This is a genomic window from Vibrio sp. B1REV9, from assembly GCF_905175395.2.
Classification (GTDB): Bacteria; Pseudomonadota; Gammaproteobacteria; order Enterobacterales; family Vibrionaceae; genus Vibrio; species Vibrio alfacsensis.
The window spans coordinates 57,891-82,453 of the sequence record NZ_CAJIMW020000221.1; the positions used below are offsets into that span (position 1 = coordinate 57,891).

The 24,563-nt window shown below is 42.6% G+C and carries 22 protein-coding genes, 2 tRNA genes and 3 pseudogenes; 12 read left to right on the top strand and 15 right to left on the bottom strand.

The window, feature by feature from the left end; genetic code table 11:
- Positions 1-131 precede the first annotated feature (131 nt).
- The 3 genes from KHN78_RS00350 to KHN78_RS00360 form a co-directional block, all read right to left on the bottom strand.
- On the bottom strand, positions 132-740 hold the full coding sequence (locus KHN78_RS00350) for a sugar O-acetyltransferase (RefSeq protein WP_211919092.1): 609 nt from the start codon (positions 738-740) through the stop codon (positions 132-134).
- Between the two features lie 127 nt (positions 741-867).
- Complete coding sequence (locus KHN78_RS00355) at positions 868-1,200, bottom strand: hypothetical protein (protein ID WP_211919949.1); 333 nt, start codon at positions 1,198-1,200, stop codon at positions 868-870.
- Positions 1,201-1,433: 233 nt separating this feature from the next.
- The gene (locus KHN78_RS00360) at positions 1,434-1,868 is read right to left on the bottom strand and encodes a DUF962 domain-containing protein (RefSeq protein WP_211919099.1); all 435 of its coding nucleotides are present in this window, start codon (positions 1,866-1,868) and stop codon (positions 1,434-1,436) included.
- Positions 1,869-2,006: 138 nt separating this feature from the next.
- Here KHN78_RS00360 and KHN78_RS00365 point away from each other — a divergent pair, with 138 nt between their 5' ends.
- Positions 2,007-2,909, top strand: a complete 903-nt coding sequence (locus tag KHN78_RS00365; protein WP_211919101.1) for a DMT family transporter — start codon at positions 2,007-2,009, stop codon at positions 2,907-2,909.
- 123 nt (positions 2,910-3,032) lie between these two features.
- On the opposite strand, the gene KHN78_RS00370 is transcribed toward KHN78_RS00365, so the two are convergent.
- The gene (locus KHN78_RS00370) at positions 3,033-3,593 is read right to left on the bottom strand and encodes an HdeD family acid-resistance protein (RefSeq protein WP_211919110.1); all 561 of its coding nucleotides are present in this window, start codon (positions 3,591-3,593) and stop codon (positions 3,033-3,035) included.
- A gap of 281 nt (positions 3,594-3,874) precedes the next feature.
- Between KHN78_RS00370 and KHN78_RS00375 the strand changes: the two are divergent.
- A pseudogene (locus KHN78_RS00375) lies at positions 3,875-5,169 on the top strand (mechanosensitive ion channel family protein).
- Positions 5,170-5,346: 177 nt separating this feature from the next.
- Here KHN78_RS00375 and KHN78_RS00380 read toward each other — a convergent pair.
- The gene (locus KHN78_RS00380; protein ID WP_211919112.1) at positions 5,347-6,438 is read right to left on the bottom strand and encodes a linear amide C-N hydrolase; all 1,092 of its coding nucleotides are present in this window, start codon (positions 6,436-6,438) and stop codon (positions 5,347-5,349) included.
- Positions 6,439-6,664: 226 nt separating this feature from the next.
- On the opposite strand from KHN78_RS00380, the gene KHN78_RS00385 reads away from it, so the two are divergent.
- The 7 genes and pseudogenes from KHN78_RS00385 to KHN78_RS00415 all read left to right on the top strand — a co-directional run bounded on the left by KHN78_RS00385 (position 6,665) and on the right by KHN78_RS00415 (position 13,208).
- Positions 6,665-7,600 carry a universal stress protein gene (locus KHN78_RS00385; RefSeq protein ID WP_211919114.1) on the top strand — a complete coding sequence of 312 codons (936 nt, stop codon included), beginning with the start codon at positions 6,665-6,667 and terminating at the stop codon, positions 7,598-7,600.
- A gap of 188 nt (positions 7,601-7,788) precedes the next feature.
- Positions 7,789-8,328 carry a heme NO-binding domain-containing protein gene (locus KHN78_RS00390; protein ID WP_211919116.1) on the top strand — a complete coding sequence of 180 codons (540 nt, stop codon included), beginning with the start codon at positions 7,789-7,791 and terminating at the stop codon, positions 8,326-8,328.
- A gap of 6 nt (positions 8,329-8,334) precedes the next feature.
- A complete protein-coding gene (locus tag KHN78_RS00395) occupies positions 8,335-10,038 on the top strand; it encodes an ATP-binding protein (protein ID WP_211919124.1) in 1,704 nt (567 codons plus the stop codon).
- 165 nt (positions 10,039-10,203) lie between these two features.
- Complete coding sequence (locus tag KHN78_RS00400; RefSeq protein WP_211919126.1) at positions 10,204-10,557, top strand: STAS domain-containing protein; 354 nt, start codon at positions 10,204-10,206, stop codon at positions 10,555-10,557.
- 172 nt (positions 10,558-10,729) lie between these two features.
- Positions 10,730-11,290: pseudogene (locus KHN78_RS00405) on the top strand (OmpA family protein); the annotation flags it as partial.
- An 11-nt stretch (positions 11,291-11,301) separates the two neighbouring features.
- A pseudogene (locus KHN78_RS00410) lies at positions 11,302-12,454 on the top strand (glycosyltransferase family 2 protein).
- 148 nt (positions 12,455-12,602) lie between these two features.
- Positions 12,603-13,208, top strand: a complete 606-nt coding sequence (locus KHN78_RS00415; protein WP_223917762.1) for a sugar transferase — start codon at positions 12,603-12,605, stop codon at positions 13,206-13,208.
- Between the two features lie 89 nt (positions 13,209-13,297).
- Here the strand turns inward: KHN78_RS00415 and KHN78_RS00420 are convergent.
- The 10 genes from KHN78_RS00420 to KHN78_RS00465 form a co-directional block, all read right to left on the bottom strand.
- Positions 13,298-13,374: transfer RNA gene (locus tag KHN78_RS00420), tRNA-Val, on the bottom strand.
- A gap of 29 nt (positions 13,375-13,403) precedes the next feature.
- A tRNA-Val gene (locus KHN78_RS00425) sits at positions 13,404-13,480 on the bottom strand.
- A gap of 190 nt (positions 13,481-13,670) precedes the next feature.
- Positions 13,671-14,009 carry a hypothetical protein gene (locus tag KHN78_RS00430; protein WP_211919130.1) on the bottom strand — a complete coding sequence of 113 codons (339 nt, stop codon included), beginning with the start codon at positions 14,007-14,009 and terminating at the stop codon, positions 13,671-13,673.
- Positions 14,010-14,194: 185 nt separating this feature from the next.
- Positions 14,195-14,857: a DUF2726 domain-containing protein gene (locus KHN78_RS00435; protein WP_211919132.1), complete on the bottom strand. Its 663-nt coding sequence runs from the start codon at positions 14,855-14,857 to the stop codon at positions 14,195-14,197.
- A gap of 225 nt (positions 14,858-15,082) precedes the next feature.
- A complete protein-coding gene (locus tag KHN78_RS00440; protein ID WP_211919134.1) occupies positions 15,083-15,784 on the bottom strand; it encodes an SDR family NAD(P)-dependent oxidoreductase in 702 nt (233 codons plus the stop codon).
- A gap of 202 nt (positions 15,785-15,986) precedes the next feature.
- Positions 15,987-16,655 (bottom strand): maleylacetoacetate isomerase, encoded by a 669-nt coding sequence (maiA, locus tag KHN78_RS00445; RefSeq protein ID WP_211919136.1) that lies wholly within the window; start codon positions 16,653-16,655, stop codon positions 15,987-15,989.
- A gap of 19 nt (positions 16,656-16,674) precedes the next feature.
- The gene (locus tag KHN78_RS00450) at positions 16,675-17,712 is read right to left on the bottom strand and encodes a fumarylacetoacetate hydrolase family protein (protein ID WP_211919138.1); all 1,038 of its coding nucleotides are present in this window, start codon (positions 17,710-17,712) and stop codon (positions 16,675-16,677) included.
- A 9-nt stretch (positions 17,713-17,721) separates the two neighbouring features.
- Complete coding sequence (locus tag KHN78_RS00455; protein ID WP_211919140.1) at positions 17,722-18,852, bottom strand: homogentisate 1,2-dioxygenase; 1,131 nt, start codon at positions 18,850-18,852, stop codon at positions 17,722-17,724.
- Positions 18,845-19,918 (bottom strand): 4-hydroxyphenylpyruvate dioxygenase, encoded by a 1,074-nt coding sequence (hppD, locus tag KHN78_RS00460; RefSeq protein ID WP_211919142.1) that lies wholly within the window; start codon positions 19,916-19,918, stop codon positions 18,845-18,847. Before hppD ends, KHN78_RS00455 begins: the two co-directional genes overlap by 8 nt.
- A gap of 419 nt (positions 19,919-20,337) precedes the next feature.
- Complete coding sequence (locus tag KHN78_RS00465) at positions 20,338-21,156, bottom strand: hypothetical protein (RefSeq protein WP_211919144.1); 819 nt, start codon at positions 21,154-21,156, stop codon at positions 20,338-20,340.
- 404 nt (positions 21,157-21,560) lie between these two features.
- Between KHN78_RS00465 and KHN78_RS00470 the strand changes: the two genes are divergently transcribed.
- From KHN78_RS00470 to KHN78_RS00480, 3 genes are all read left to right on the top strand, one after another.
- Positions 21,561-22,259, top strand: a complete 699-nt coding sequence (locus KHN78_RS00470) for a transcriptional regulator (protein WP_211919146.1) — start codon at positions 21,561-21,563, stop codon at positions 22,257-22,259.
- On the top strand, positions 22,238-22,720 hold the full coding sequence (locus KHN78_RS00475; protein ID WP_211919148.1) for a hypothetical protein: 483 nt from the start codon (positions 22,238-22,240) through the stop codon (positions 22,718-22,720). The genes KHN78_RS00470 and KHN78_RS00475 overlap by 22 nt, the downstream gene beginning before the upstream one ends.
- 168 nt (positions 22,721-22,888) lie before the next feature.
- Positions 22,889-24,508, top strand: a complete 1,620-nt coding sequence (locus tag KHN78_RS00480) for an MFS transporter (protein ID WP_211919150.1) — start codon at positions 22,889-22,891, stop codon at positions 24,506-24,508.
- The last annotated feature ends 55 nt before the right edge of the window (positions 24,509-24,563 follow it).

Below are 24,563 nucleotides of genomic sequence, written 5' to 3' on the forward strand. Positions count from 1 at the left end.
AGCCGTTGATTTAAAAGAAAAACATGTTGTTTTATTCGCCCATTTGTGACACATTTTTGACGTTAAAATAATGACACACAAAAAAACCGAGTCGCTATACTAACTCGGCTTTCACTCGTACTCGTTGAACGTCAAATTACGTTACTTTCTAACTTTCGGTCTTTGAAAAAATATTCTCTATCGTGTGGTCCTATCTCACGCATCACTCGACACGGGTTGCCTACTGCGACAACATTTGCAGGAATATCTTTTGTCACAATACTGCCTGCACCAATCACTGAGTTCTCACCGACGGTGACGCCTGGTAGCACAACCGAATGCGCACCAATCCAAACATTATCACCAATATGCACGGGCATATTAAACTGAGCTACTTGTCGCCTTAAGTCTGGGTCAATGGGGTGCCCAGCAGTTGCTAGAGTGACGTTAGGCCCAATCATCACGTGATTGCCAATATAAATATGAGTGTCGTCAACCAGTGTCAGATTGAAGTTCGCATAAACATGATCACCAACATAAGTGTGGCATCCCCAATTGGCGCGTAATGGCGGTTCAAAATAGCAATTCTCTCCTACACGACCAAATAAACGATGCAGTATTTCATTGCGTTTATCCCCTTCTGAAGGGCGCGTTTGATTGTAGTCATACAAAACTTCTAAGCATTGCGTTTGCATCTCTGCTAATTCTTCGTCAGTACACAAGTAGACTCTTTGACTATGCAAAATCGCTTTTTTATCCATGATATTTCCTGATAAGGGGGATGTTCTATGCGTAAATCTAACAAAAGAATCGCGTCCATAAATTGTTAAACTTCATAGAAAAATACCAAAGGTGTACGTAACAGCGAGAAACTCGTTAGCGCATGGATTAATTTTGCAATTTATTCATTCGCTTTCGGCGCTCCAATCGGGCTTTGAGCTTTTTATCTCTGCGTTTCAGTGCACGGAAAAATTTAGATTCTTCGTGATACCAACCGATCACACTCAGAGGAAACCCAACTAGCACGATAATAAGCAAATCTGTGGGAAGTTGCTGTGTAATATCATTAACTGACTTCAACTCACCAAATACGATCAGTCCAATCACATTGCCAAGGAAAAATGCACAAAAAATCATCAGGAATGTCTTCACGATATAATGCCACTTGCCTTTTTTACGCTCTTCTCGCCAGTAGACATATTTGTGCTCACGGTTGTACATCATCCCTCCATTCTTCATCTAAGATTTTTACCGCATCCCTTTACCGTAATTGACTAATTGTCGTAGTGACATTGTCACAACTATTGCCTTTACAACAAATTAGGTACTCATGACGAGCATGCTACTTACGACAACATTGCCCCTTTAGTAAACGATGGGAGTCGTATATGAATAATCATAGTGTTGAATAGAAGGTTTTGCGTGTCAAAACAACGAGACAAGCGAGAAAGCAATCAGTGTTTACGAAACACCCAAATTGGGCCAATCAGCAAGAACTGAACATCTTCAAAGAATGACGGTTTCTTTCCCTCAATCTTGTGGCCTATAAATTGGAATGCCCACAATACGCCAAACAACAATATCGAAATGTGTAACACTGGCCAGCCTAGAAGTTCCATCGACCAAATCAAACCAATACACGCTAGCGTGTAGCCGATCATCATAATGAATACGCTTATCGATAGGCGGAAGTAAAACACCCAAGCAGGTAAAGCGACCAGCCATACCCAATTGAAGTGAAATCCAGCTAATGGTAGTTGCGGAATAGACCAAATCAGACCAACGACAGAAAGAAAAATGCCAGGTACCGCAACCTTATGAATCTTTTGATTAATTGGATTTTGATGGCTTTCACCATATGCTTCAAGCCATTGAGCAAGCGTTCGCATAACTTCACCTTTTACATTGTTACAACATTTATATAGCGTCTACACGTTAAAGGTGCGAGTTTTTATTAAAAGATATGGATAATCGACAATCTCAAGCGTACCTTTGCAACTAAATATCTTAACGTAAAGATACTTTTTATGAATATTCTACTCGCAATGATCCCGGCATTTTTCTGGGGCACGACCTATGCCGTAACACAGTTTACTTTACCAGACTGGCCACCCGTATTACTTGGCGCGCTGCGTGCGCTCCCAGCTGGCTTACTGTTACTCGCGATCAAACCAACCTTACCAAAAAAACGAGATTGGAAAGTCCTCGTTGTATTAGGAACAGTCAATATCGCACTTTTCTTTGGCCTTATTTTTGTTATGGCTCTGACCCTGCCCTCTGCAATATCTGGCGTCGGTATGATCTCTGTGCCTGTGTTTGCGATGTTGTTTGGATGGGTCATCTACCAACGACGTCCAAATTTAGTTCAAGCCACCAGCGGCGTAGTCCTGATTGCATTGGCGTGGTTTCTATTCGATCCAAGCTCCATTACGCTAAACCCAATCGGCTTAATGGCGATGCTTGCTGCGATTATGTGCATTGTTATCGGTAGCAGTGTAACAAAATCTCTTGGTTCTAAAATACACTGGTGGGCGGTGCTCACCTGGCAACTCATCTTAGGTGGTTTAATCCTATCGATTGCAGTAATGGTGTTAGCAAGTTTAAATCCAGATCCGTATCTCCTCGCCGTAAAATACACATCTATGACCAATCTTCTTGGCCTTTTGTGGGTAATTGTACTCAATACAGCATTAGGCTACGGACTATACGTATGGTTATTACAACGTATGTCTGTAGTAGATTTTACGTTTGGTGGTATCGCGAACCCGATCGCAGGTATTTTATCGGGTTTTATATTGCTAGGAGAAAGCTTCACTGCTGTTCAATACAGTTTAATGCTGGGTATGATTGCAATGTCACTCGTTCCCCAATTTGTCGTTTCAATGAAGCAAAAGCGAAGCAATCCTCTTACCAAAAGTAGCGAATCTTAACTTCGTCATTGATGTCAAACAAGAATGCCACTCGCTTAACGAGTGGCATTCTTTTAGTTTTAATATCTAACTCTTTCTTAAATGTTTGTAATCAAAACCAACGATTTCGGTTAAGAGCTCAACTTACGAAAGTTTCTTCATCTGCATCCCCATGAAGATAAAACTGATCCCCTCAATAAGTAACGAGATACCAACGAACGTACCTAGCAAAGTTGTAGAGAATGCTGGGTCATCCAATAACATGAAGAAATAACCGCCAATAAGAACGGAAATCACACCACTAAACACAATCACATTGCTGCTCGGTAAATTTCGGTTGCTTAAGCCAAAGAACATTCGAGTTAAACCATTTAAGATCATAACAATCACCATCAGCATAGTGATAGTGACTAAGCCGGCTAAAGGCTTAAATAGGATGAATAAGCCGCCAATGATGTAGAGCACAGCACTCAATACATACCATAGTTTTTCACCCCATGCCTTTATGGACAAGGTGTGATAAGCCTGAACCAAACCACTGAATAAAAGCACCGCACCAACGATGGTTGAGATGGTTACCCCTGCCAACACAGGCAAGCTCATCGCCCCAATTCCCATCAGTGCGATGATTACGCCAACGATAACGAAGTACTTCCAACCTTTAGACAAAAATGTTGGTTGCTGTGATTGATTAGAATTTTCCATTAAATGCCTCTTGAATTAAACGCGAGTTGCTTATTTAGTCTAGTCTAATAAATTATAGACAGTTCACAGACTTAACAGCGTTTGAATAACAGGATGTTAAACCTTTAAGTAAAGTTAGCCTATACGCTATTTTTGAATACTAAGTTTCGTGTTCCTGAGATTAAACCAGTGCAAATCAAGAAGATGGAGAGTAGGATTAGCGGTTTTCTAACACTTACCGCCTGTTGACCAGAGTATACCTACGCTATTATTTTTACAGGCTACATTTTGAGGATGATATTTTGCTTGAGCATCACATTCGGACTTTCATCGCAGAGAAGTTAAGTTCCGTCGGAATCAACAGTGATCCTTATGGGATCGAATTTACAAGCATTTTTATCCTTGCTAGCCTCACCGTCGCGGCCATTAGCTATCTCGTTGTTCACCATTTAATCGTAAGGTCGGTGAATAACGTCTTAAAAAAAGCGAATAAGCCACTCGAAGAAAGCCTGTCTAAATACGACGTTCTTGAAAAGCTTTCCTTGCTTATTCCTATTATGATATTGGATGTTTTCATGCCCCTTGCTGTTGGTCATTATGCATGGCTTGCCGCTATTTTTGATCGAGTTCTGAGCATCTCCATATTGGTCATCTTTGTGTGGATGGTCTTCGCTCTACTCGATGCTCTAAACGACATTGCTACCTTTAAAGGCATTACCCGAAAATGCCGATCAAGAGTTTTGTTCAGTTAATTAAACTCTTTACATTTTTTGTGGGTGTTGTGGTGTCGATGTCGATACTTGCAAATGAGTCCCCGGTTATCTTCCTATCAGGGTTGGGGGTTGCAACAGGTTTCGTTATGTTGGTGTTTAAGGACACGATATTAGGTTTTGTTGCAGGTATTCAGCTTTCCGCCAACAGGATGATCAGCTTGAATGATTGGATTCAAATGGATGCTTATGGTGCCAACGGAACAGTAGAAGAGATCTCTCTTACCACAGTTAAAGTAAGAAACTTTGATAATACCGTCAGCATGTTGCCTGCTTATGCGTTAGTTCAAAATGCGTTCATTAACTGGCAAGGCATGTCTGACTCTGGTGGTCGTCGTATAAAACGGGCAGTCAATATAGATGTCACCTCGATTCGTTTTATGAATGATGACGAAATAGAAAAGCTAAAAAGCATTCGTATTTTACGTCAATACATCTATGAGAAATCACGTGAAATTAATGAATACAATGAAGAAATGAGTGAAGAGCCAGCCTTTGGCAACCTTCGTCACATGACAAATTTGGGAATGTTTCGTGCGTATATCAACGCCTATCTAAGAGCGAGTAAAGACATACACCAATACATGTTAATCATGGTAAGACAACTTGAGCCAACTCAAGAAGGCATCCCTCTACAAGTGTATGCTTTTACCAATAATACGGATTGGGCACATTACGAAGGCGTGCAAGCGGATCTATTCGATCATATCTATTCCATCATGCCCTTGTTTGGTTTAAGACCTTATCAAATGCTCACCAGCAATGATGCGTTTCAGTTTGTGCGATCTGATACGACATCTCGCTCATCAATTCAGAAAAATCCATAAGACTCCTCTACGCAATAAAGGGGGAATTTTTCTTCCCCCTATGTGACAAAATGATAACGACGCTATCTGCATCTACATCTACATCTACATCTACATCTACATCTACAAAGCAAGTGTTGCAAATCACTTACTGTACATGAATTGCCAAAAACTAAGTTTCACTCAAATGCTATGTCATTAAGGCGTAACATCTTCAACAGCAAATGTCCCGTTATCAAGCTTACGTTTCACTTCCTGTGATTGATTGAAATCGATTTTATTGAGATCCACTTTCTTAATTCGGCTGTCGCGCATGGTTTTGTAGTAGAACAATCCATTGTCCTGATCAATCACCGACGTCCATTGCGTTGCACTTGGTAAATCTGGAATGTGCTCACGGTATTCTTGGCTAAACTCAGTGCCAATTGGAATATCAAAGTTATTCAAAATATGAAACGCTTGCGATACCGCCTCTTCTGATGTTTTAGATTCAGGAGCGGTATTGACAAAGAATGCAGCGCGGACAAAACGCGATGGCGGCGTAATATCTCCAGGAAGACCAAGAAAACCTGAACCTATACCAAAAGATTTTGCCTCAACATTGCCAAACTTCGCAGGCTTGCTTGTACCAGGTTGTAAGTGTATATAGTTACTCAAGTTAGTCACTTGCCAAGGGAACGTTGGAGAGTTAGTTAGCACGCCCACTTCGTTATCGTAAATGTGTACCTGACCTTGATCCATGATCTCAATAACAATGTTTTTTCCATTGCGATCCGTTACACGCCAGTGTCCCGTTGGTGAGGGTTGGCCTTTCGCATCAAGGTAAACCGGGACAATATCGATGTTTTTCATTGCGACTTTAACTTCTTCAACCGTTTTGAATTGAGAAAGCATCCAACGCACAAAATCCATATCGGTAATGCTGTCTTTACGCTCTTGTGGATCATAGGCTTTTAACGACCCATACCCTTTGAAATAGAACAAGCCCGCTGTCAGTCCCTCTTCATTGACACCTTCACCAATAAATCGATCATCACTCACAGAGATTCCGACAAATCCATATTTACTCTTCCAACTCATACCTTGCTTTTGATCAGGCATGGTTGATGTAAACGAATAGTTTCTCGGTGCCACAATCAACTTACTATTTAAGTCATTTTCACCCCATTCAATCGTACGGGCATGAACGTGGTCATTTGCTGTGGTTGAAAGTGATATACCTGTGCACGCCATCGCTGGAGTGATGATACTGGCTGACATTGCAATTGCGAGGAGGGTTTTCTTTAACATTTTTACGTCCGCTCTAAAGAGGAAATTACTCAACTAGTATACTCCTTACCTTTCACATGACACTAAAATATTACCAAACTCAAATGGATAACTGGAAACCTGCATAGCGAGATTAACCCTGACAACTGCGCTCTTTGAGCCTCTATGGTAAGAAGCATCGATTTCCATGTTTCTAATGTGGAAATATCCGTTGTTCAATACAACACTTAAAGAAAAGGAGGTCATGATGAAAGAGTTTAAAAATATTTTATTTGTAAATCACGGATTGGAAGGCAAGAGTCACGGACTTACTCAAGCTATCCAAATTGCAGAAAACAACCAAGCCGATCTTAAAGGACTCATCGTCTGCCCATCTTTACCTACCAGCATGCTTGACTACGAGGCAACATATGAGCAATCACTTATCGATGCCCTCGCTACAAACATGAGTGAGATCCAAACCAAGCTTGGCACACCTAGCCATCCGAGTCCATATCCTATCTCCATCGAGTGTGGCAGTTACCCCGCGATACGGATTATCCGCTCCGTTCATCGTCATCACAATGATTTATTGATTAAGGACGCCGAACCTCAAGATGACGACACTAAAGGATTCAAAGCACTGGACATGAAACTCCTGCGCAAGTGCCCTTGCCCGATTTGGTTAAACAAAAAATCGAGCAAAGCCGCAAACGCATTAAATGTGGCGGTAGCCATCGACCCAAGCGTCTCAGACCCAGCAGAGCAAGGATTGGCTATCCGATTGCTTCAACTGGCCCGCTCAGTCGCAGACTCAACAACCGGTACACTTCATATCGTTTCCTGCTGGGACTTTCATCTAGAAAGCTATCTTCGTCACCATAGTTGGATTCAAATTGAAGATAAAGTGCTGGATGCGCAAGTAGAAATCGAAAAGAAAACGCACCGAGAAGCGCTAGAGGGACTCATTGAGAAGTCCGCTATCAAGGGTGATCAGGTTGTGCATCATTTACACGGAACACCAGATGATGAAATACCAAATTGGATACTAGAGAAAGACATTGATGTTTTAGTGATGGGTACCGTCGCTCGCTCAGGAATCCAAGGGCTACTGGTCGGTAACACCGCAGAAAACATCTTCCAAACCGTTAACTGTTCACTTGTTGTACTCAAACCAGACAACTTTGTATCACCGATTCAATAAACGTATTGAATCAGTGATACATTTGTGAGCGCTATCATCCATTTAAATCACTTGGTTGATGATGGCGCTCAAGCTCATTCAGTTTAGGCTTTAAGTTTCTCAATTCGCTCTATTGCTGTTTATAAACTCGCGACAAATGAATTAGTGTGGTTTATTCTTGAAATTAAACCGTGTGAAAGGCGCTATATATGAAAGGAATCATATTCACAGAATTCATGGAGTTAGTTGAGAGCCACTTTGGTTTAGAGGTCTTAGATCAAGTATTAGAGGCATCACATGATGAGGGCATTTACACTTCTGTCGGCAGTTATGATCATCGACGCCTCGTAAAACTTATCGTCAACTTGAGTAAATCCACCGACATCCCAGCAGAAAAACTCCAAGAAATCTTTGGTGAAACCGTATTTCTCAATTTACTGAGAACCATCCCTCCCCAAGCCAGCTTAGTAAAAAGTGACCATTGCTTTCAGTTTATTCGCCACGTAGAAGAATATATTCACGTCGAAGTAAAGAAGCTCTACCCGGATGCAGAACCGCCACGATTTGAATTTATTTCAGAAACTAAAACCCACTTGGCGATGAATTATAAAAGCGCTCGTTGTATGTCACACGTTTGCTTTGGACTAATTAAAGGGTGTGCAAAATACTTCAATCAAACCGTCGACATTGAAATGGAGCCTCTCAACGACAGTGGCAGTGAAGTTAAATTCAACATCACTTTGAAGTAATTGAACATGACTAATGAGTACCTCTCTGCCAATACCGCATTACTAAGAAAAATAGAACGTGAGATTGCATCCAGAAAACAAGCAGAAGCGCTGCTAGAACAAAAGAGTTTCGCCTTATTTGAGGCGAACCAAAAGTTAGAGCTTGCAGTGGCACAGCTTGAAAAAAGTTCAGCTGAAAACCTAATCAAACTCGAATTTCAACAACAAGTCGATGCGCTACTGATTCATTTTGGGCGTGTCTTTCTGAGGAAAAATCTCGACGACATTATCCTCGACAATTTTACCCAAAAGCTGACTGAAAATACCTTAATAGAACAATGTCGTCTTATCGTTTTACAGCATCATGATTTAGGTTTAGCTAATCAACAATATGGTCAACTCAATGCGAACGTTGACCTTAAAGATGGTGAATGGCTCAATGGTGAACTTCAGCTCCCTTTAACCATTCATAACGAAAGATATGGCAGTCTGCGCATTTTAGTGAGAAATCAAGATATCGACCAAGCATTCATTAAGCGTTCAATTGTGCGTGTCACAGAGCTGTTATGTGGGGCAATAAGTCGTCAACACACGATCTATCGTAACATTGAGTCGCGAAAAATTGCAGAACAGTCTGAACGGTCAACTCGTGACTTTCTCGCCATGATTAATCATGAGTTAAGAACACCACTAAATGGCCTACTTGGTACATCCGAACTACTCAGCGAAACCGTCCTTAATCATCAGCAAAAGATGCTCGTCAACAACCTATCTCAATCCGGTGAGCTATTAAGAACCATCATTAACGATCTCCTCGATTTCAGTAAGATCAATTCAGGTATGTTTGAATTGATACCCAGCCAGTTTGAAGTCAAATCACTAATTAGCACCTTAGAAAGTATTTTTGAGCACAAAGCACAAGAGAAAGGCTTACTGTTCGATATTTCAGCCCAAGATAACCTACCTAATGCGATTGATGGCGATCTTGAACGGATTACTCAGATATTCGTGAACCTAATTGGCAACGCAATTAAGTTCACGGATAAAGGTTCTGTTTTGGTCACCCTCGATTGGGAAAATGAGCAACTGTCGTTCTCTGTTCAAGACACTGGGATCGGCATTAATGAAGACTCTCAAGAGAAACTGTTTCAGCCATTTACTCAAGTGGATCGTTCTAGCAAAAGGGCATATGAGGGAACCGGATTGGGGTTGGCGATCTGCCAACAATTGATTCAGTTGATGGGCGGTCAGTTATCACTCCAAAGCCAAGAAGGTATTGGCACTCAATTTTTCGGCACAATTCCACTCAAGTCGGTTGGTGACAATTGCTTGCACTTAATAGATACGCCCCAAAAAATGATTCACATTTCGAGCAAGCTTGCAATCCTTGTCGTGGATTACATTTTACTTAATCAAGTCATTATAAAAGAGATGCTCAACAAACTCGGTATTGTTGCGGATATCGCAGCAAATGGCATCGAGGCGTTAACTGCCGCGGAAAAAAGAAAATATGATCTTATTTTTATGGATTGCCGCATGCCAGAAATGGATGCCTTTGAAGCAACCGTTGCATTAAGGGATCTTAAGTTCAATAATCCCATCATCGCACTCACTGCAGGCACGACACTAGAAGAGCGTAAAAAATGCATTGAGTGTGGCATGAATGACATTTTAACAAAACCCTATACCTCAGAAGATCTAAAGTCTGTTCTTTTGAAATGGACGTCCTGATAATTCCAACTTTTACTCTGCCTAACGGCACATCTTTTCGATTCTCAATATGAGAAAACGCCATTCTCATATTGAGACTCATTTATATCTACCTGTTTTTATTGATAATTATTTTAGGCACGTTCCCTGCTCTATTTAAGTAACCCTTATTACGGAGTAGATACTATGGAACTGAGAAAAATAGACATCAACGAACAATTACTCACTCTTTCAGTTATTGGTGACTTTGATGCATCGTCAAGCAAACAAGCTCAAATCATTATCGATGATGTTCTCACTCATGACTCTCACTCAGAGATTGAGATCGATCTGAGACACGTTGAATTTCTCGATTCTTCGGGAATTGGCGCCATCGTATACCTGTTCAAACGCTTAGTAGAGTCTAAGCGTCACATGCGAATCGAACATGCACACGGTCAGCCATTAAAGATGTTGCAACTGTTGCGTATTGGCAGTGCCATCCCTCTCAATCACGCATCTCATTCATCACAGGCAAGCGCCAAGCAGCCTGTTCATTAACTCATCCTATTGATAAATGAATAAAGATACGAAAGCTGCAAAGAGACGGTTGGCTAGGAGGCTTATCATGCGTTCACATAAGTTAGGAATATCATACAAATTAGCATTACTGCGTAGGCTTACAACAAAGAGCATTTCTTCTGTTCGAGTCGGAAGCCTGCTCATTGCAAGTATGTTATTCAATATGGGTTGTGTCAGTTATCCTGAGCAAGGCCAAGGAGGCTTAGGTGAATACACAACCATGGCAGACTTTTCACCCATCCTTCCTGACGAGCCACTAGGCCCTGAGCATGGCCTACGCTTTGACTGGCAACTGGCGCGGTTACAGCTAGACAGTCTGATTCGAGAAGGGGCTGAATGGTGTTTTCCCGCAGCTGTCGTACAAGCAAAAACAAAAGAAAACCGAATCGCTCGTGAGCTTGAGGGTAACTTACTGCTCGATGCGGCCAACGATTTGGTGATTTTACGTAAAAACTTATCCCAGCTGGAACATCAACTGGACTACGTAACGCGAGAAGCACGTTGCGAGCCACCGAACCAACAAACTATTGGCGCAGAAATTGCCATCATCGAACAGCTTGTTTCACTGCTCAATATCGATAATCAATTTGCTATCGACTCGACAGAAATTAATCCCAAATACATGGGAAACCTTGCCGAAGCGGCCAATCTTCTCAAGCAGCACAGACAACTCAATCTCAATGTCACCGGCCATGCAGATGCAACGATAACGGGAGATTCTGTATGACTTACGCTGATTTATTCCTCATGACGGCTTGGGCTTTATGTCTGTTTCTTATTATTTATCATCATATTGGGTATCCCTTGTTACTCAAATATCTTGCAAAGAAAAATGATCGTAACGAGCAGAGCCTTACTCAACAAAACAACGCTGATTACCCAAGTGTCACGGTGATCATCCCAGCCTACAACGAGGAGCAATGGATCGCAGACAAATTGCGAAATTGCGCGATGATAGACTATCCCCGATCTCGCCTTACGATCAAACTTTACTGCGACGGTTGCAGTGACAATACTGCTGAAATAGCCCGCCAAACCATACAAGAAGCAATTTGCTCCGATACCTTGTTTGAAATTATCGAGTATTCCAAAAATCGAGGAAAGGTGAATATTCTCAACACTGCGATGCAAAGTGTGACGACCGATCTCACCGTGCTCACTGATACCTCTGCGTTAATCTCCATAGACGCTCTGCAGATTGCTAAATCGCATTTTGAGAATGAAAAAGTTGGGGTTGTTAATGGCCAGTACGTCATTTTTAATGCGGCCACTGAGGGAGAAAATGCCTATTGGCACTACCAAAATAAAATAAAAAAAGCAGAAGCCCATCTCGCCACAACAATGGGCTCACACGGCGCATTTTACATACTCCGAACATGTTTGTTTGAGCCACTAGATTTAGCCACTATCAATGATGACTTCATCCTACCCATGCAAATCGTTAAAAAGGGTTATCTTTCGGCATACGATGCGAACCTTGTCGCAACGGAATTAGAGCCAACAACGTTTAAAAATGACTTCTCAAGACGAGTGAGGATATCAGCAGGAAACATGCAACAAATCATTACGTTATCTGCACTATTCAACCCAAAGTTCAAAACAATAGCCTTTGCTTTCGCATCAGGTAAAGGACTGCGCTTGCTGACTCCTTACCTAATGATTGGTGTTTTTATCTGTAGTTTTTTTACTGCGCGATTTCCCCATATTTGAATGGATCTTAATTGCTCAATTACAACTCTATGCGGTAGTCATTATCACGACTTTTTTTGGTAAATTGATCCGCTTTAAACCATTGCAATGGCTCAATTATCTACTCATTGGTCACACTGCGAACTTTATTGGTGGCATTAAATACTTGTTAATTAAGCGCGCTTAATGGCTCACTCGAAATGACTCAACGAGTCCGTTAATTTTGATAACCACACTCGCAGCAACACCCATTTTTCGAAACAACATCCACCTTTCGAAACAACTTGGAGTAATACGTTATGGATAACTATTTACGCTCAAAACGCTCAGTAACCATGTGCAAACGTGTGGTCGATATCTCGGGGGCAATCGTCGGCCTGCTAGTTCTACTACCAATATTGCCATTTATCATGTTCGCTATTCGCATGACATCCCCCGGCCCGATTTTTTATACCCAACTTAGAGTTGGCAAATCGCACATAGACCACGTAGAACTGTTTGAAATCATCAAATTTCGGACCATGTACCAAGATGCCGAGGCACGAACCGGTGCCACTTGGGCTACAAATAACGACCCTAGGATCACACCTGTCGGCCAATTTTTGCGGAAAGCCCGACTCGATGAATTGCCTCAATTGATTAATGTACTCAAAGGTGAAATGTCATTAATTGGACCGCGCCCAGAACGACCAGTTTTCTATCAAAAACTAGAGCAAAACATCCCATTCTTTACCGACAGAACTTATGGTGTGTTACCCGGCATCACCGGACTTGCGCAAGTTAATCAGGGTTACGATACATCCATTGAAGACGTGAGAAGAAAAGTCGGATTTGATCACGGGTACGCGCTATCCCAGCATTCACTAAAAAGTTGGTTTAAAACTGATTTGATGATTACGATGAAGACATTCGTGATAATGCTGGATGGTCGAGGTAGATGATGAACAAGAGAGTGCAAGATAAAAACACCAGATACGACAAAGCCCGCTAAATTAGCGGGCTTTGTGCTTGTTCACGAAGAACTAAAATTTGGTGGGTCCGACCAGATTCGAACTGGTGACCCCTACCATGTCAAGGTAGTACTCTAACCAACTGAGCTACGGACCCAAATTTTATTCCTAACCATTCAAATTGAATGGTGCGTCCGAGTGGACTCGAACCACCGACCCCCGCCATGTCAAGGCGATACTCTAACCAACTGAGCTACGGACGCATTTCTCTGGAACGAGATGGATATTAGCTATATCCCATCAGGGGTGCAAGCATAAATTCACACACTTTGATTCGTTTGGCGAAAATCTAAACTCAAGACCGGTTTTTAGATGGTTTTATCACCACCCATCAAACGTAGTGAACATAAAAGAGTGATCTATCTAACTTTTCTTTGTTGAACGAATACGTCTTTAATTGTCGTATGGCACTTCACTTAACATCCAAATCTGCAACGTTTGGGAGACATTCGGGCAATCACCAAACAGAATTTGATATTTGGGTGTAAATGGCTCGCCAATATACGTGGTTCTAATCAGCTTCCCGGTTTTCAAATCGACTTGTGTGCTCACTCGGCCTTTGAAGTTTTGGAAAATGGCAAATTGCTCACTGTGATAAACCATCTGCTCGCGATAAAACAAGAAATGGTCTTGCGGAGTACCCGTCAGCTGACACTCAAGTGGTTTAAGTAAAGGCTGCCCATTGACACTAAATGCCAGTAGAAATGTTGAAAGAACCCATCCTAATCGCATCACACTTCCCTATTCTTGTGTTTTATCAAAGTATAGGACTTTCTCAAATGATGGGAGCCGACAGGATAAAGGTTGCTAAGTGCTGCTAAGTACTGAGCTTATTTAACCGAGAGATGCTTGGGTATAAAAAAGGCTTCAACCTGTGGAGTCAAAGCCTTTGTTCTTACCTTGAAGTGAATAGACGCTTATTCATCTTCCGTATCAAACACGACATTATAGTTTTCAGTGTACGTACAATTTGGTTGGCGACTACAGGTAAAGAAACGTCGTCCTTTAAACTCGCCCTGATTCGCGGTTTTTATCACCATTGGACTACCACATTTCTTACAGAATCGAATTTCTTTATCTGATTCAATTAAATCGATATGGGCGGCCAAAAGACGACGCAAACGCCCTACTTGATAGCTATGCTTCACCGATGCACCAATCAGAGGCAAGTTGGCTGATTTGCATACATGCATGAGCAGTTTTTGTCGTTCAACTTTGCCCTTAGTCAACAGTTGGCCGTTATCGAGCTCAACAATAACGCGAGGCTCCAAAGTTCTTGGGTCACAGATTACGTAATCAAAATAGCTGCGCGCTATTCGATTGCTAGCAACAAACAACTGTTTTTTATTTTTAATACTTTTGGGAGTGATTACACTCGCCATATTCACTTTGGCAAATACTACTGCATGTTCGCCAACTGCGGATCTTAGCGCATTGTAAAACGCGCTTTCTTGTCCTCTAAGCAATGGCCCTTTGCTTTGATACGGATAATCTCGAGTATCATCATGTTTGATCACATACTTTTGAATAATGAAGAAGAATACGACAAGAAGAACAACAATGATAAAGATGTTGGTCATAGATAAAATGCGCCCAAAACAACGAGTTACTCAAAGCCTAAAGGGAAAACTTAGCAAGAGCAACAAAACCCCAAAATTTCGGAGAAGATAATAGCAGTCCTTATCAATTTGGGCACTAACCAGATATTAAAGAAATGAACTCGCTTTGAATGTCAGCCTCATTCGCGATCATTGGACTGAGTTCTTATGTTCTCATCCATGTTTCGTTCTATTTTGAATGCGGACCTACCTAAGATATGCACCATCATTAATATCAATGCAGCTTCCATTTATGTATTGAGGACTTTGGGAACCTAACCAACAAATTGTTTTAGCAATCTCTTTTGGCTGTGCAAAACGTCCTGTCAACGCTGATTCTTTTATCTGTTCAAGACGACGAGGGGCAATTGACTCCATCATCGAAGTCATAACTGGTCCACTCGCAATGGCATTGACGGTAATTCCATGTGGGCCAAGTAACTTAGCAAAACTCTTCGTTGCATTCAGCAAACCTGATTTGGTTACACCATACCAAATATCTGGATGTCCAATGTGACCCGCAATTGAAGTATTATTAACTATACGACCTGAACCTTGTACTTTCATTTTCTTACCGACTTCTGTCATAAGCGCAATAGGAGCCTCAAGATTCACCTTGAGCGTCAATGCTTTCATCGCATCAGGATAATCATCATATGGTGCGGAAATCATGACGCCTGCGTTATTAACCAAAACATCAATTACCGGTAAGCTTGATATTAGGCTCGGAATTGTGGATAAGTTTGTCAGATCAAATTCAATACATTTAACTCTATTGTCATCCAACAATTCAAAATCATTGAACTCTCTAGCGAGCGCAATAACATTGTATTTTGCATCTAAAAATTGTGTGCAGATTTCGCGCCCAATGCCGCCAGATGCTCCCGTAACCAAAACCGTCTTATTCATATTGTGAGCCCTAACTCTAATAACCAATTTGAGAGGCAATTATTGGTTTAGCTAACTCAGCACATCAAAGAAAATTTAGTGAAATAAAGTAGTATTCCTAAACGAAAACTAAAAATCCCCAAAAGACACACTATGGGATAGGCCTCCCCATAGTTTTAAATTGAGCAATTTGAACGCAGCCAGTGCTTATCAATCAAAGAACTCAACTAGTAGCATCATGCTGATTCTCTGGCATCGCTGCAATAAAAGCAGGCAATTGGTTACAAGCTTCCACAACAGCAGTGATTATGGGATAAGACGTCATATCAACGCCAAAACGCAGCGCATTGTAAACTTGCGGCACCAAGCAAATATCAACAACAGAGGGAGAGTCAGTCACACTGTAGATACAGTTTCCATATTGTTGTCGATGGCGGGTTAACTTTTCTTCTAATGCTGTAAAGCCCTCGTGTATCCAATGATGGATCCATTCAACTTTGTTTTCTTGATTGCAAGACCACTCCCTTTCCAAATACTGCAACACGCGTAAGTTATTAAGCGGATGGATCTCCATTGCAATATCCTGGGCCATCGCCAACGCTTGATAGCGAAGCGGCGACGGTTCTGGGATGACAGGAGCTTGCGGATATTGCTCATCGAGATACTGAATGATGGCAAGAGACTGATTTAGCTGAATATCACCATCGACAAGCACTGGCACAAGTTCAGAGGCGTTTAGCTCATGGTATTCCGCGCTGTGCTGCTCACCGCCGTTACGTACCAAGTGAACCGATTGAGACTCGTAGCCCAACGCTTTTAAGTTCAAACAAATGCGCACTCGATACGCCGCCGAAGAACGCCAGTAGCCGTAGAGGGTGACATTTTCGCTCATCGCTTCCTTGCCTCACATTTTAGTGTTTTAAATATTGGCTGACTTGTTGATCAATCGCGCCAAAGATCGAGTTACCATCTGTATCAAACATCTCTAGCTTGATTGAGTCACCAAACGACATAAAGCGAGTTATCGGCTTGCCATCACGAATGGTCTCTATCATGCGTACTTCTGCGATACAGGAATAACCCACGCCACCCTCTTCGATAGAGGTACCATGCTCTGTGCCCTGCTTGTTCGATACTGTGCCCGAGCCAATGATTGCGCCCGCAGAAAGTGGACGTGTTTTGCTGGCATGGACAATCAAGTCAGCGAAATCAAACGTCATATCGATACCTGCATTTGGACAACCAAATGGCTTGTGGTTGTATGTAGAAACCAAAGGCAAATGAACTTTGTTCTCATACCACGCTTTACCCAGTTCATCTGGCGTGACTGCAACAGGAGAAAACGCCGATGATGGTTTCGATTGGAAGAAGCCAAAGCCTTTCGCCAGCTCCGCCGGAATCAAACCACGCAGTGACACATCATTAACGAGCATGATAAGACGAATGGATTCTTGTGCTTCTGCAATGCTTGCGCCCATTGGCACGTCACCAGTGATCACGGCAACTTCACCTTCGAAATCGATGCCCCACTCGTCGCTGGCAAATTCAATGTTGTCGCAAGGGCCAATAAATGCATCTGAGCCACCTTGATACATCAAAGGATCGGTCCAGAAGCTTTCTGGCATTTCTGCACCGCGAGCTTTACGTACCAGTTCGACGTGATTGACGTAAGCACTACCATCTGCCCATTGATATGCGCGTGGCAATGGTGATGCTAGATAGTGGGATTCAAACTCTTCACTTCCCGAAACCGCACCATTATTTAGCGCGCTATAAAGCTCTTCCAGTTGTGGAGCGACTTTATCCCAGTTATCCAATGCCACTTGCATGGTCGGCGCGAGATGCATCGCGTGGAAAATTTCGGTTGCCGGAACACATTGTGTCAGGTCTTTGCTCACGACCATCAACAGACCATCGCGAGTGCCATTTTTCTTGGTTGCTAATTTCATCCTTGCCCCTTACTTCTCTTGCCAGCTATAGACGTATTCTTTGTTTTCAACCTTATCGAGCTCGTCAGAAAACTCAAGTGCGTGTCGCGTATCAATCATCACTGCCACTTCATCGGTAAACTTCTTCTTGTATTCCTGACCTGCTTTAAATGCTTTCGGATGAGGACCGTGAGTAAAGCCTGCCGGGTGGAAAGTCACCATACCTGCCTCTATGTTGTCACGGCTGAAGAAATCCCCTGCGTGGTAGAACAAGACTTCGTCATAATCGTCATTGTTATGATAGAACGGCACTTTCAGTGCGCCAGGGTCGCTCTCGATTGGACGAGGTACAAACGTACACACCACGAATCCAGCACCAACAAACGTCGTGTGGGCAGAAGGTGGTAAGTGATAACGATGCGACATCAAAGGTCGAATATCTCGCCAGTTCACTTTCACCACTGCCAAGTCACCGTGCCAACCAATCGCATCAAGCGGATTAAATGGGTAGGTAATCACGCTGACTTTGTCATGACGCTTCACATGAACTTGAGTTTGCTCTTCTGAATATTGCGCGCGGAACTCGCCGTTAATTGACGGGGTTTCCAGAACGCCTGGGTCGAACACGGCATGATTACCCACCATGCCTTTTTCCGGTAGCGAATAAGCAGCATCGGTATTTTCAATCATCAGAACAAACATTGGCTCACTTGGTTCTAATCGCCAACTGGTTGAGCGTGGGATCATTACGTAATCGCCTTCGCTCACTTTGAGATGACCATAGTCGCAGTAAAGGTCTGCAGCTCCGTGATGGATGAACAGCAGCTCATCACCATCGGCGTTACGCACCAAGAAGTCCATCTTCTCATCCATACGCCATACACGTATCTTACAGTTGGCGTTGTGTAAAAGAAGCGGCACTGCCCATGGTGAAATCTGACTCGCCGTTTCGACTAAGTTGAAATCGAATGCGCGAGGTCGCAAGTCCCCCACCCACTCAGACCACCCTGTCGGCGCGTGTTGGTGATGAAAGTGTGCCGCTGGGCCGAAGAACCCACTTCGACCTGCTTCACGTTCGTAAATTGCCTCTTCCGGGAAATCAGCATGTGCTTGCTTGGAGCACACTCCCTCCCGATGAGGGAATGTGATCCATTTATGCATCGCTTAGTACTCCTCGGCGGATTTGATCTTCTTCAATCGATTCAAACAGCGCTTTGAAGTTACCCTCACCAAAGCCCTCATTGCCTTTGCGTTGGATGATTTCAAAGAACACCGGGCCAATTACAGTCTGAGTGAAAATTTGCAGCAAGATGCCATCTTTAGTTGGTGCGCCATCAATCAAAATTCTCATATCGCGCAGTTTGTTGACATCCTCCCCATGGCCTTTCACTCGTTCATCAATTTTCTCGTAGTAAGTGTCTGGTGTAGGCATAAAGTCCATACCACGGTCACGTAGGGTTTGAACGGTTTGGTATATATCATCCGTGCTTAGCGCTATATGCTGAATACCCTCACCGTTGTATTCGCGGATGAACTCCTCAATCTGAGATTTGTCATCCGAAGATTCATTGATTGGAATACGGATCTTGCCACAAGGAGCAGTCATTGCTCGGCTGACAAGACCTGTCAACTTACCCTCGATATCGAAGTAACGAATTTCGCGGAAATTACCAATGCGCTCGTAAAACCCAGACCACACATCCATGTTGCCTTGCTTGACGTTGTGGGTCAGATGATCGATTTCGTACATACCAACGTCGGCTTTTGCAAGGCGCTCGTCCGCATCGTCATAAAAACGAAAATCAACGTCGTAAATGCTTTGTTTGCCGTAACGGTCAACAAAGTACAGTAAGCTTTCACCGATGCCATAGATGGCAGGAATACTCAGCTCCATTGGACCAATTTCAGTTTTGTATTCAACACCGCCGTTATCCAGTGCTTGCTTAAGCGCTAGATTGGCATCTTTTACACGAAACGCCATTCCGCATACGGAAGGGCCATGAAGTTTAGAAAACGCTTCTGCCTGACTATGAGGCTGAGCATTAACAATGAAGCTAATGTCACCTTGTCTATACAGCCACGCCTCTTTGGAACGGTGTTTTGCGATCTCGGCAAAGCCCAACGAAGAAAAGAGTGCTTTTAGCTGTCCAATACCCACGCTATCTGCTGCGGTATATTCAACAAACTCGAATCCATCCGTGCCTAATGGGTTGTAAGTGTCCACCATGACTTTCTCCTCAATGTCACTGTTATAGCTAGAAACAGCCGTTATGCCTGGAAACGTTCTTTACGCCAGAAAACTGTCGGCTTGCTTGGAATCTATTTCTAACTTGGCGCAGGAGAAGATAAATTGGAATAGTTGACGAAAAATCGGTGACTTAGCGAATACCACTTATTAATGTAAAAAATTTGTTACACCAGTAGCGCTAATTTTAAAGCCAAAAACAATAACAGTTAAAGCAACTTATTATCAGTAACTTATGATTTTTATTTCGCAATATAACCCAGACTACAGATGTAAACGAAATGTTACCACGCCATTGAATGGCCACTTTATTTGACGCAGCAGGATGAAGAAAGGGCATCAAACTGGCAACAGGATATGTTACCAGTCCTAGACGAGGTGATTATATTGAACAAAGCCAATTAGAAGTAATAGCTATAAGTAAACTTCAGCTCTGTCCCTTGTCTGTTGTGGCCGAAACTTTGCTCAACATCATCAAAGTACTCGGTGTAAGTGATTTTTCCCCAATGTTTGCGGTTTTGTGCAAGTGGTGTTTGAAATGCAAGATCCAGTTGAAGCTGGTTTATCGTTCCCACCGTTCCACCAAAATCTAATGAACTAAATTGCGGGTTAATTTGAACGTGCGTACCATTTTGATGCAAATAGATTGAGTTCAAAAAGTTAAATTGAACACCCCAGGTATAATCATCCACCAACCCTAGCTTGCTGTAAGTACTATTGTTCTGTCCCACTGCACCTGCAAGAATTGGGAATGACAACCAATTTTTGAATGGCGTATCAATGCGGATCAAACCGCCTACCGCAAACAATCGATCAGAAATTGCATCGGTAAAACTGGTTTCAATATAATCTAGAGAGACGCCGGCCATAGGCGCATGCTGCCACTCTGTATGAGTCACTTCAAAGTACCTAGCGCGTACTTGTGACAAGTTAAAATCGTCACTACCCACTTTACCGTTTTCCTGGCCCTGAATGGTTAGCTGCCCCAAAAACAGATTGCCATTACTTTTTCCGCCAGAGATCTGACCCTGAATTTGAACAAAATCATTGTCCTCTTCATTAAAGCTCTGTTTTCCATAAGTGATGTTTACAACCGAAGATACTTTCGTATGGTCACCTGGATCTGGCGCATCGTCTGGCGTGATATGTTCATCTGCTATAGCGTGGGTTGAGAACAGGATAAGTGCACTACTTAATGTTATTATTTTATAATTTGTCATGGTCGGAGAACCTATTTTGTGCGTTATTGGTTTGTCAGCTTCTATGAGCTAAATTCGAACCCACTCTAGAAAATTTACACACACTGCGATAACAAAATAAAAAAACATAAAATAAAAAAAAGTATAGCGCAGGAAATATTTTATTTAAAAACATGCTCTTAAAAAGCGCCCACATACCAAACCACCTCGCCAACATAAATATTACAGAATGATTTTAAAATGCTGATATATTTGCCTAGCCCATTCCATGATATTAATTTTCACTTCGACTTTAATTAATAATGACCGGATTCGCATTTTTGATATTTGGTTTTCGTTCTGGTCCACTTTTTGCGTCTGATCAAATGCGTGATCGATTCTTCTCGGTTAGCATAATCCTTGAAATAACAGAAAGAGAGAATTCAATGCCTAAGTTATCCTTGGAGCCACCGGTATATAAAGTGGGAGATATATACTTTTCCCCGACTTCCGGCGTTATCGATAATCAAGGAGAGCTATCGAGATTAAGGGCAAGGGAAGCCAATCTATTTAATGAGCTAATCAAGACCTTTCCAGAAGTGCTGTCTCGAACCACGATAGAAGAAACGTTGTGGAAAGACTCTTACGCAACAAATGCGACCATTAATCAAACCGTGAAAGCGCTGCGATTTTCTTTAAAAGATATCGATAGAACCTTGATCAGAACGATCCCGAAACAAGGCTACGTTCTCGCGATCGCACCAATAAAAGAAAATGGCTATGGTGATCTTAGCCCTTGTTTTATCTCCCCGAATGAACAGGTTACTGAAGAAATTGATACGAACAAAAGTTCATCTGAAGACTCAAACCAACCGATACATTCCATTCGAGTGGTTGTCGCGGTGTGCACAATAGCTATTGCTTCTTTTGCTTTATCTGCCTCTGGGTTGTTTGTGTCGGAACCGAATAGAGTAAGCCAAAAATACGGAAATCACTGGATATTATTTAACGCAACAGAAAACGAGTTATCTTCGCTGCCTGTTAAGCCAGATGAGACAACAAAATACATAACAAAACACCCGACTTACTATCGAATCTGTTCTGAGAGACAAGGAGTATTAGAATGCCAAAAAGTCGATTTCTAATTCTGCTCATCATCTCAGGTGTGATTGCACTTTCAAGCTTTGCAGGGACGAAAGTCTATCGTTATTTAAACGACCCTTTTCAACTTTACGAAGGAGCGTGGCAAGGTGATGGTACGCTATTCATCGGCGATAAAAAAATCCATTCTGTGGCCATTATGCTAGTAGAAAATGGTCAGATTAGACTCTCGGTGAACAACCGATATGGTGATTTTAACTACACCTATGACGGTACACTCAAAATTCGAAAGCATGAACATATTAGTGCTCATTTCGATATTATTGACCGGCAGGTACGTGGCTTAGAAGAGTTTGTTCAAAATACTCATATCGATATTCCGATGGGAGGAAATTTGCTCCGACTGAATGCATGGCGACTTGATGAAGGGCGTCTTTTTATTGATGTAGAGCAAAGTAACAACTTAGACGTGTCTTATATTTTGACAAAAAAATCAGATGGTTAGCCTCATTTTAGTTTTTTTTATTTTCTAATTTACAAAAACAACTTTTTTTCTTCTAAAGATACTTTTTTTGGTTGGAGCGAAAACAGCCTTTCGCGTTTAAATAGTGCCGATGACAAATCAAAACTATAACGACACGAGCTCTCGCTCTTCAACCAAAAGGTATCTACTATGACGGTATCCGCTTCTACACTTCCTACACCGGAAGAAAAATCAGGATTAGCCAAATGGTTTCCTCTGATTGTTCTTCTTGCGGCACAGTTTTCTACGATGGCCGATAACTCTGGTCTCGCGATTTCAACTGACGCTCTTATTGCTTTACACGGCGCAACCATGCCACAAATTCAAATGGCCAATGCCATGTATCCTCTTATTGCAGGTGCCGGTATGATTGCTGGTGGTTTGATTGGCCTGATCATTGGCTGGAAACGCCAAATGGTTATTGGCGCGGGCATGCTAGCCGCCGCTTCATTTGGTGCAGCCTTTGCGCCAAACATGGAAGTATTAAACTATGGCGCACGCGTTGGTGCTGGCCTTGGCGCTTGTTTATTGATCCCAGCTGTACTTGCCAATGTCGCTGGTATTTATAAGGGCAAAGATCAAGCAATTGCTTTCTCGGCTATCGCTGCGTTGGTTGGCCTTGCAAGTGCTGTTACGCCACTTTTGTTTGGCTTTATTCTTGATGTAGCAAGCTTCCAAGTTGCCTTTTTCAGTTTAGGCGTCTACTGCCTATTTGTTATGTTCGGTAGCATGAAATTGCCAACACTAGAATCGAGCCCTTTTAAAGGCAAACTGGATACTGTTGGCATTGCACTAGCTGGCATCGGCCTACTGTGCTTTGTTACGGGCTTATTGAAAATCTCTGAGTGGGGCCTATTTGCACCACTGACTGACTTCTCTATCTTTGGCATTTCTCCAGCAATTCCAACGGTTTTACTTGGTGCTGCAATTCTCAAAACCCTTATGGTTTGGGAGCGTAAGTTTGAAGCACAAGGCGGTACGCCACTCTTGCCATCCTCTTACGTTAAAAACCCTCAGGTTGTCGTTGGCCTAGTACTATGTGCAACCATCTTCTTGCTATTTGGTGCGACAGGATTCATAAACGTTTCTTACATGCAGCTTGTTGCTGGCATGAGCGCATTTTCCTCTGGTATGGCATTGTGTGCTTTCGCTTTAGGTATGATGATCGGTTCACTAGGTGCACCTGCAAAACTTGCTCACCTCACCTGTCAACGCGTCTGCCAGCTAGGATTCATTATCGCGGCCGCAGGCACAGCACTCATGTTCCTTGGATTTACCGCTGAGGGAATTACTTTCTGGCAGTACATTTCTCTGACTATTTTTGGTACTGGTGCTGGTCTGCTAGCATCTCAAGCATCGATTGTTGTTACCTCAGCACTTGATGAACGTGAAGCACAGCAATCCGGTGGTATCCAAGCGACATCTCGTAACGTTGGACAAGCATTTGGTGTTGCAATTCTTGGTTCAGTTATGCTGTTCTCGCTAACGGGAGCGATTAAATCAAACGTTGCTGAGCACGAAGCACTGTCCGCTGAAACCAAGCAAATCATCATCGAGCAACCATCATTACCGTTCGTATCTAACGCAATGGCGATTGATCTGATGGAGGACCTAATTGTAGATAAAGAAGAGCAACGCATCGTGATCGAAGTGATGGCGGAATCTCGCTTACAGTCAGTCCACTATGCTCTGTTTGCACTTATTGGCTTAATGCTTGGTGGCTTAGCCCTTTGTTCAAAACTTCCCCAACGTTCTTTAATGAATAGTTAAGGTTGACCTTTAAGCCTCGGTACTGCCGGGGCTTTATTCGTTTCAACCATACCAT

What these genes read in the sequence shown, in the direction of transcription:
- KHN78_RS00385 (WP_211919114.1), top strand. Translation starts at nt 6,665, where the DNA reads ATGAAAGAGTTTAAAAATATTTTATTTGTAAATCACGGATTGGAAGGC.
- KHN78_RS00350 (WP_211919092.1), bottom strand. Translation starts at nt 740, where the DNA reads ATGGATAAAAAAGCGATTTTGCATAGTCAAAGAGTCTACTTGTGTACT.
- KHN78_RS00455 (WP_211919140.1), bottom strand. Translation starts at nt 18,852, where the DNA reads ATGCATAAATGGATCACATTCCCTCATCGGGAGGGAGTGTGCTCCAAG.
- KHN78_RS00365 (WP_211919101.1), top strand. Translation starts at nt 2,007, where the DNA reads ATGAATATTCTACTCGCAATGATCCCGGCATTTTTCTGGGGCACGACC.
- KHN78_RS00370 (WP_211919110.1), bottom strand. Translation starts at nt 3,593, where the DNA reads ATGGAAAATTCTAATCAATCACAGCAACCAACATTTTTGTCTAAAGGT.
- KHN78_RS00360 (WP_211919099.1), bottom strand. Translation starts at nt 1,868, where the DNA reads ATGCGAACGCTTGCTCAATGGCTTGAAGCATATGGTGAAAGCCATCAA.
- KHN78_RS00470 (WP_211919146.1), top strand. Translation starts at nt 21,561, where the DNA reads ATGCCTAAGTTATCCTTGGAGCCACCGGTATATAAAGTGGGAGATATA.
- KHN78_RS00480 (WP_211919150.1), top strand. Translation starts at nt 22,889, where the DNA reads ATGACGGTATCCGCTTCTACACTTCCTACACCGGAAGAAAAATCAGGA.
- KHN78_RS00430 (WP_211919130.1), bottom strand. Translation starts at nt 14,009, where the DNA reads ATGCGATTAGGATGGGTTCTTTCAACATTTCTACTGGCATTTAGTGTC.
- KHN78_RS00435 (WP_211919132.1), bottom strand. Translation starts at nt 14,857, where the DNA reads ATGACCAACATCTTTATCATTGTTGTTCTTCTTGTCGTATTCTTCTTC.
- KHN78_RS00380 (WP_211919112.1), bottom strand. Translation starts at nt 6,438, where the DNA reads ATGTTAAAGAAAACCCTCCTCGCAATTGCAATGTCAGCCAGTATCATC.
- KHN78_RS00475 (WP_211919148.1), top strand. Translation starts at nt 22,238, where the DNA reads ATGCCAAAAAGTCGATTTCTAATTCTGCTCATCATCTCAGGTGTGATT.
- KHN78_RS00415 (WP_223917762.1), top strand. Translation starts at nt 12,603, where the DNA reads ATGTGCAAACGTGTGGTCGATATCTCGGGGGCAATCGTCGGCCTGCTA.
- KHN78_RS00390 (WP_211919116.1), top strand. Translation starts at nt 7,789, where the DNA reads ATGAAAGGAATCATATTCACAGAATTCATGGAGTTAGTTGAGAGCCAC.
- hppD (WP_211919142.1), bottom strand. Translation starts at nt 19,918, where the DNA reads ATGGTGGACACTTACAACCCATTAGGCACGGATGGATTCGAGTTTGTT.
- KHN78_RS00395 (WP_211919124.1), top strand. Translation starts at nt 8,335, where the DNA reads ATGACTAATGAGTACCTCTCTGCCAATACCGCATTACTAAGAAAAATA.
- maiA (WP_211919136.1), bottom strand. Translation starts at nt 16,655, where the DNA reads ATGAGCGAAAATGTCACCCTCTACGGCTACTGGCGTTCTTCGGCGGCG.
- KHN78_RS00355 (WP_211919949.1), bottom strand. Translation starts at nt 1,200, where the DNA reads ATGTACAACCGTGAGCACAAATATGTCTACTGGCGAGAAGAGCGTAAA.
- KHN78_RS00450 (WP_211919138.1), bottom strand. Translation starts at nt 17,712, where the DNA reads ATGAAATTAGCAACCAAGAAAAATGGCACTCGCGATGGTCTGTTGATG.
- KHN78_RS00400 (WP_211919126.1), top strand. Translation starts at nt 10,204, where the DNA reads ATGGAACTGAGAAAAATAGACATCAACGAACAATTACTCACTCTTTCA.
- KHN78_RS00465 (WP_211919144.1), bottom strand. Translation starts at nt 21,156, where the DNA reads ATGACAAATTATAAAATAATAACATTAAGTAGTGCACTTATCCTGTTC.
- KHN78_RS00440 (WP_211919134.1), bottom strand. Translation starts at nt 15,784, where the DNA reads ATGAATAAGACGGTTTTGGTTACGGGAGCATCTGGCGGCATTGGGCGC.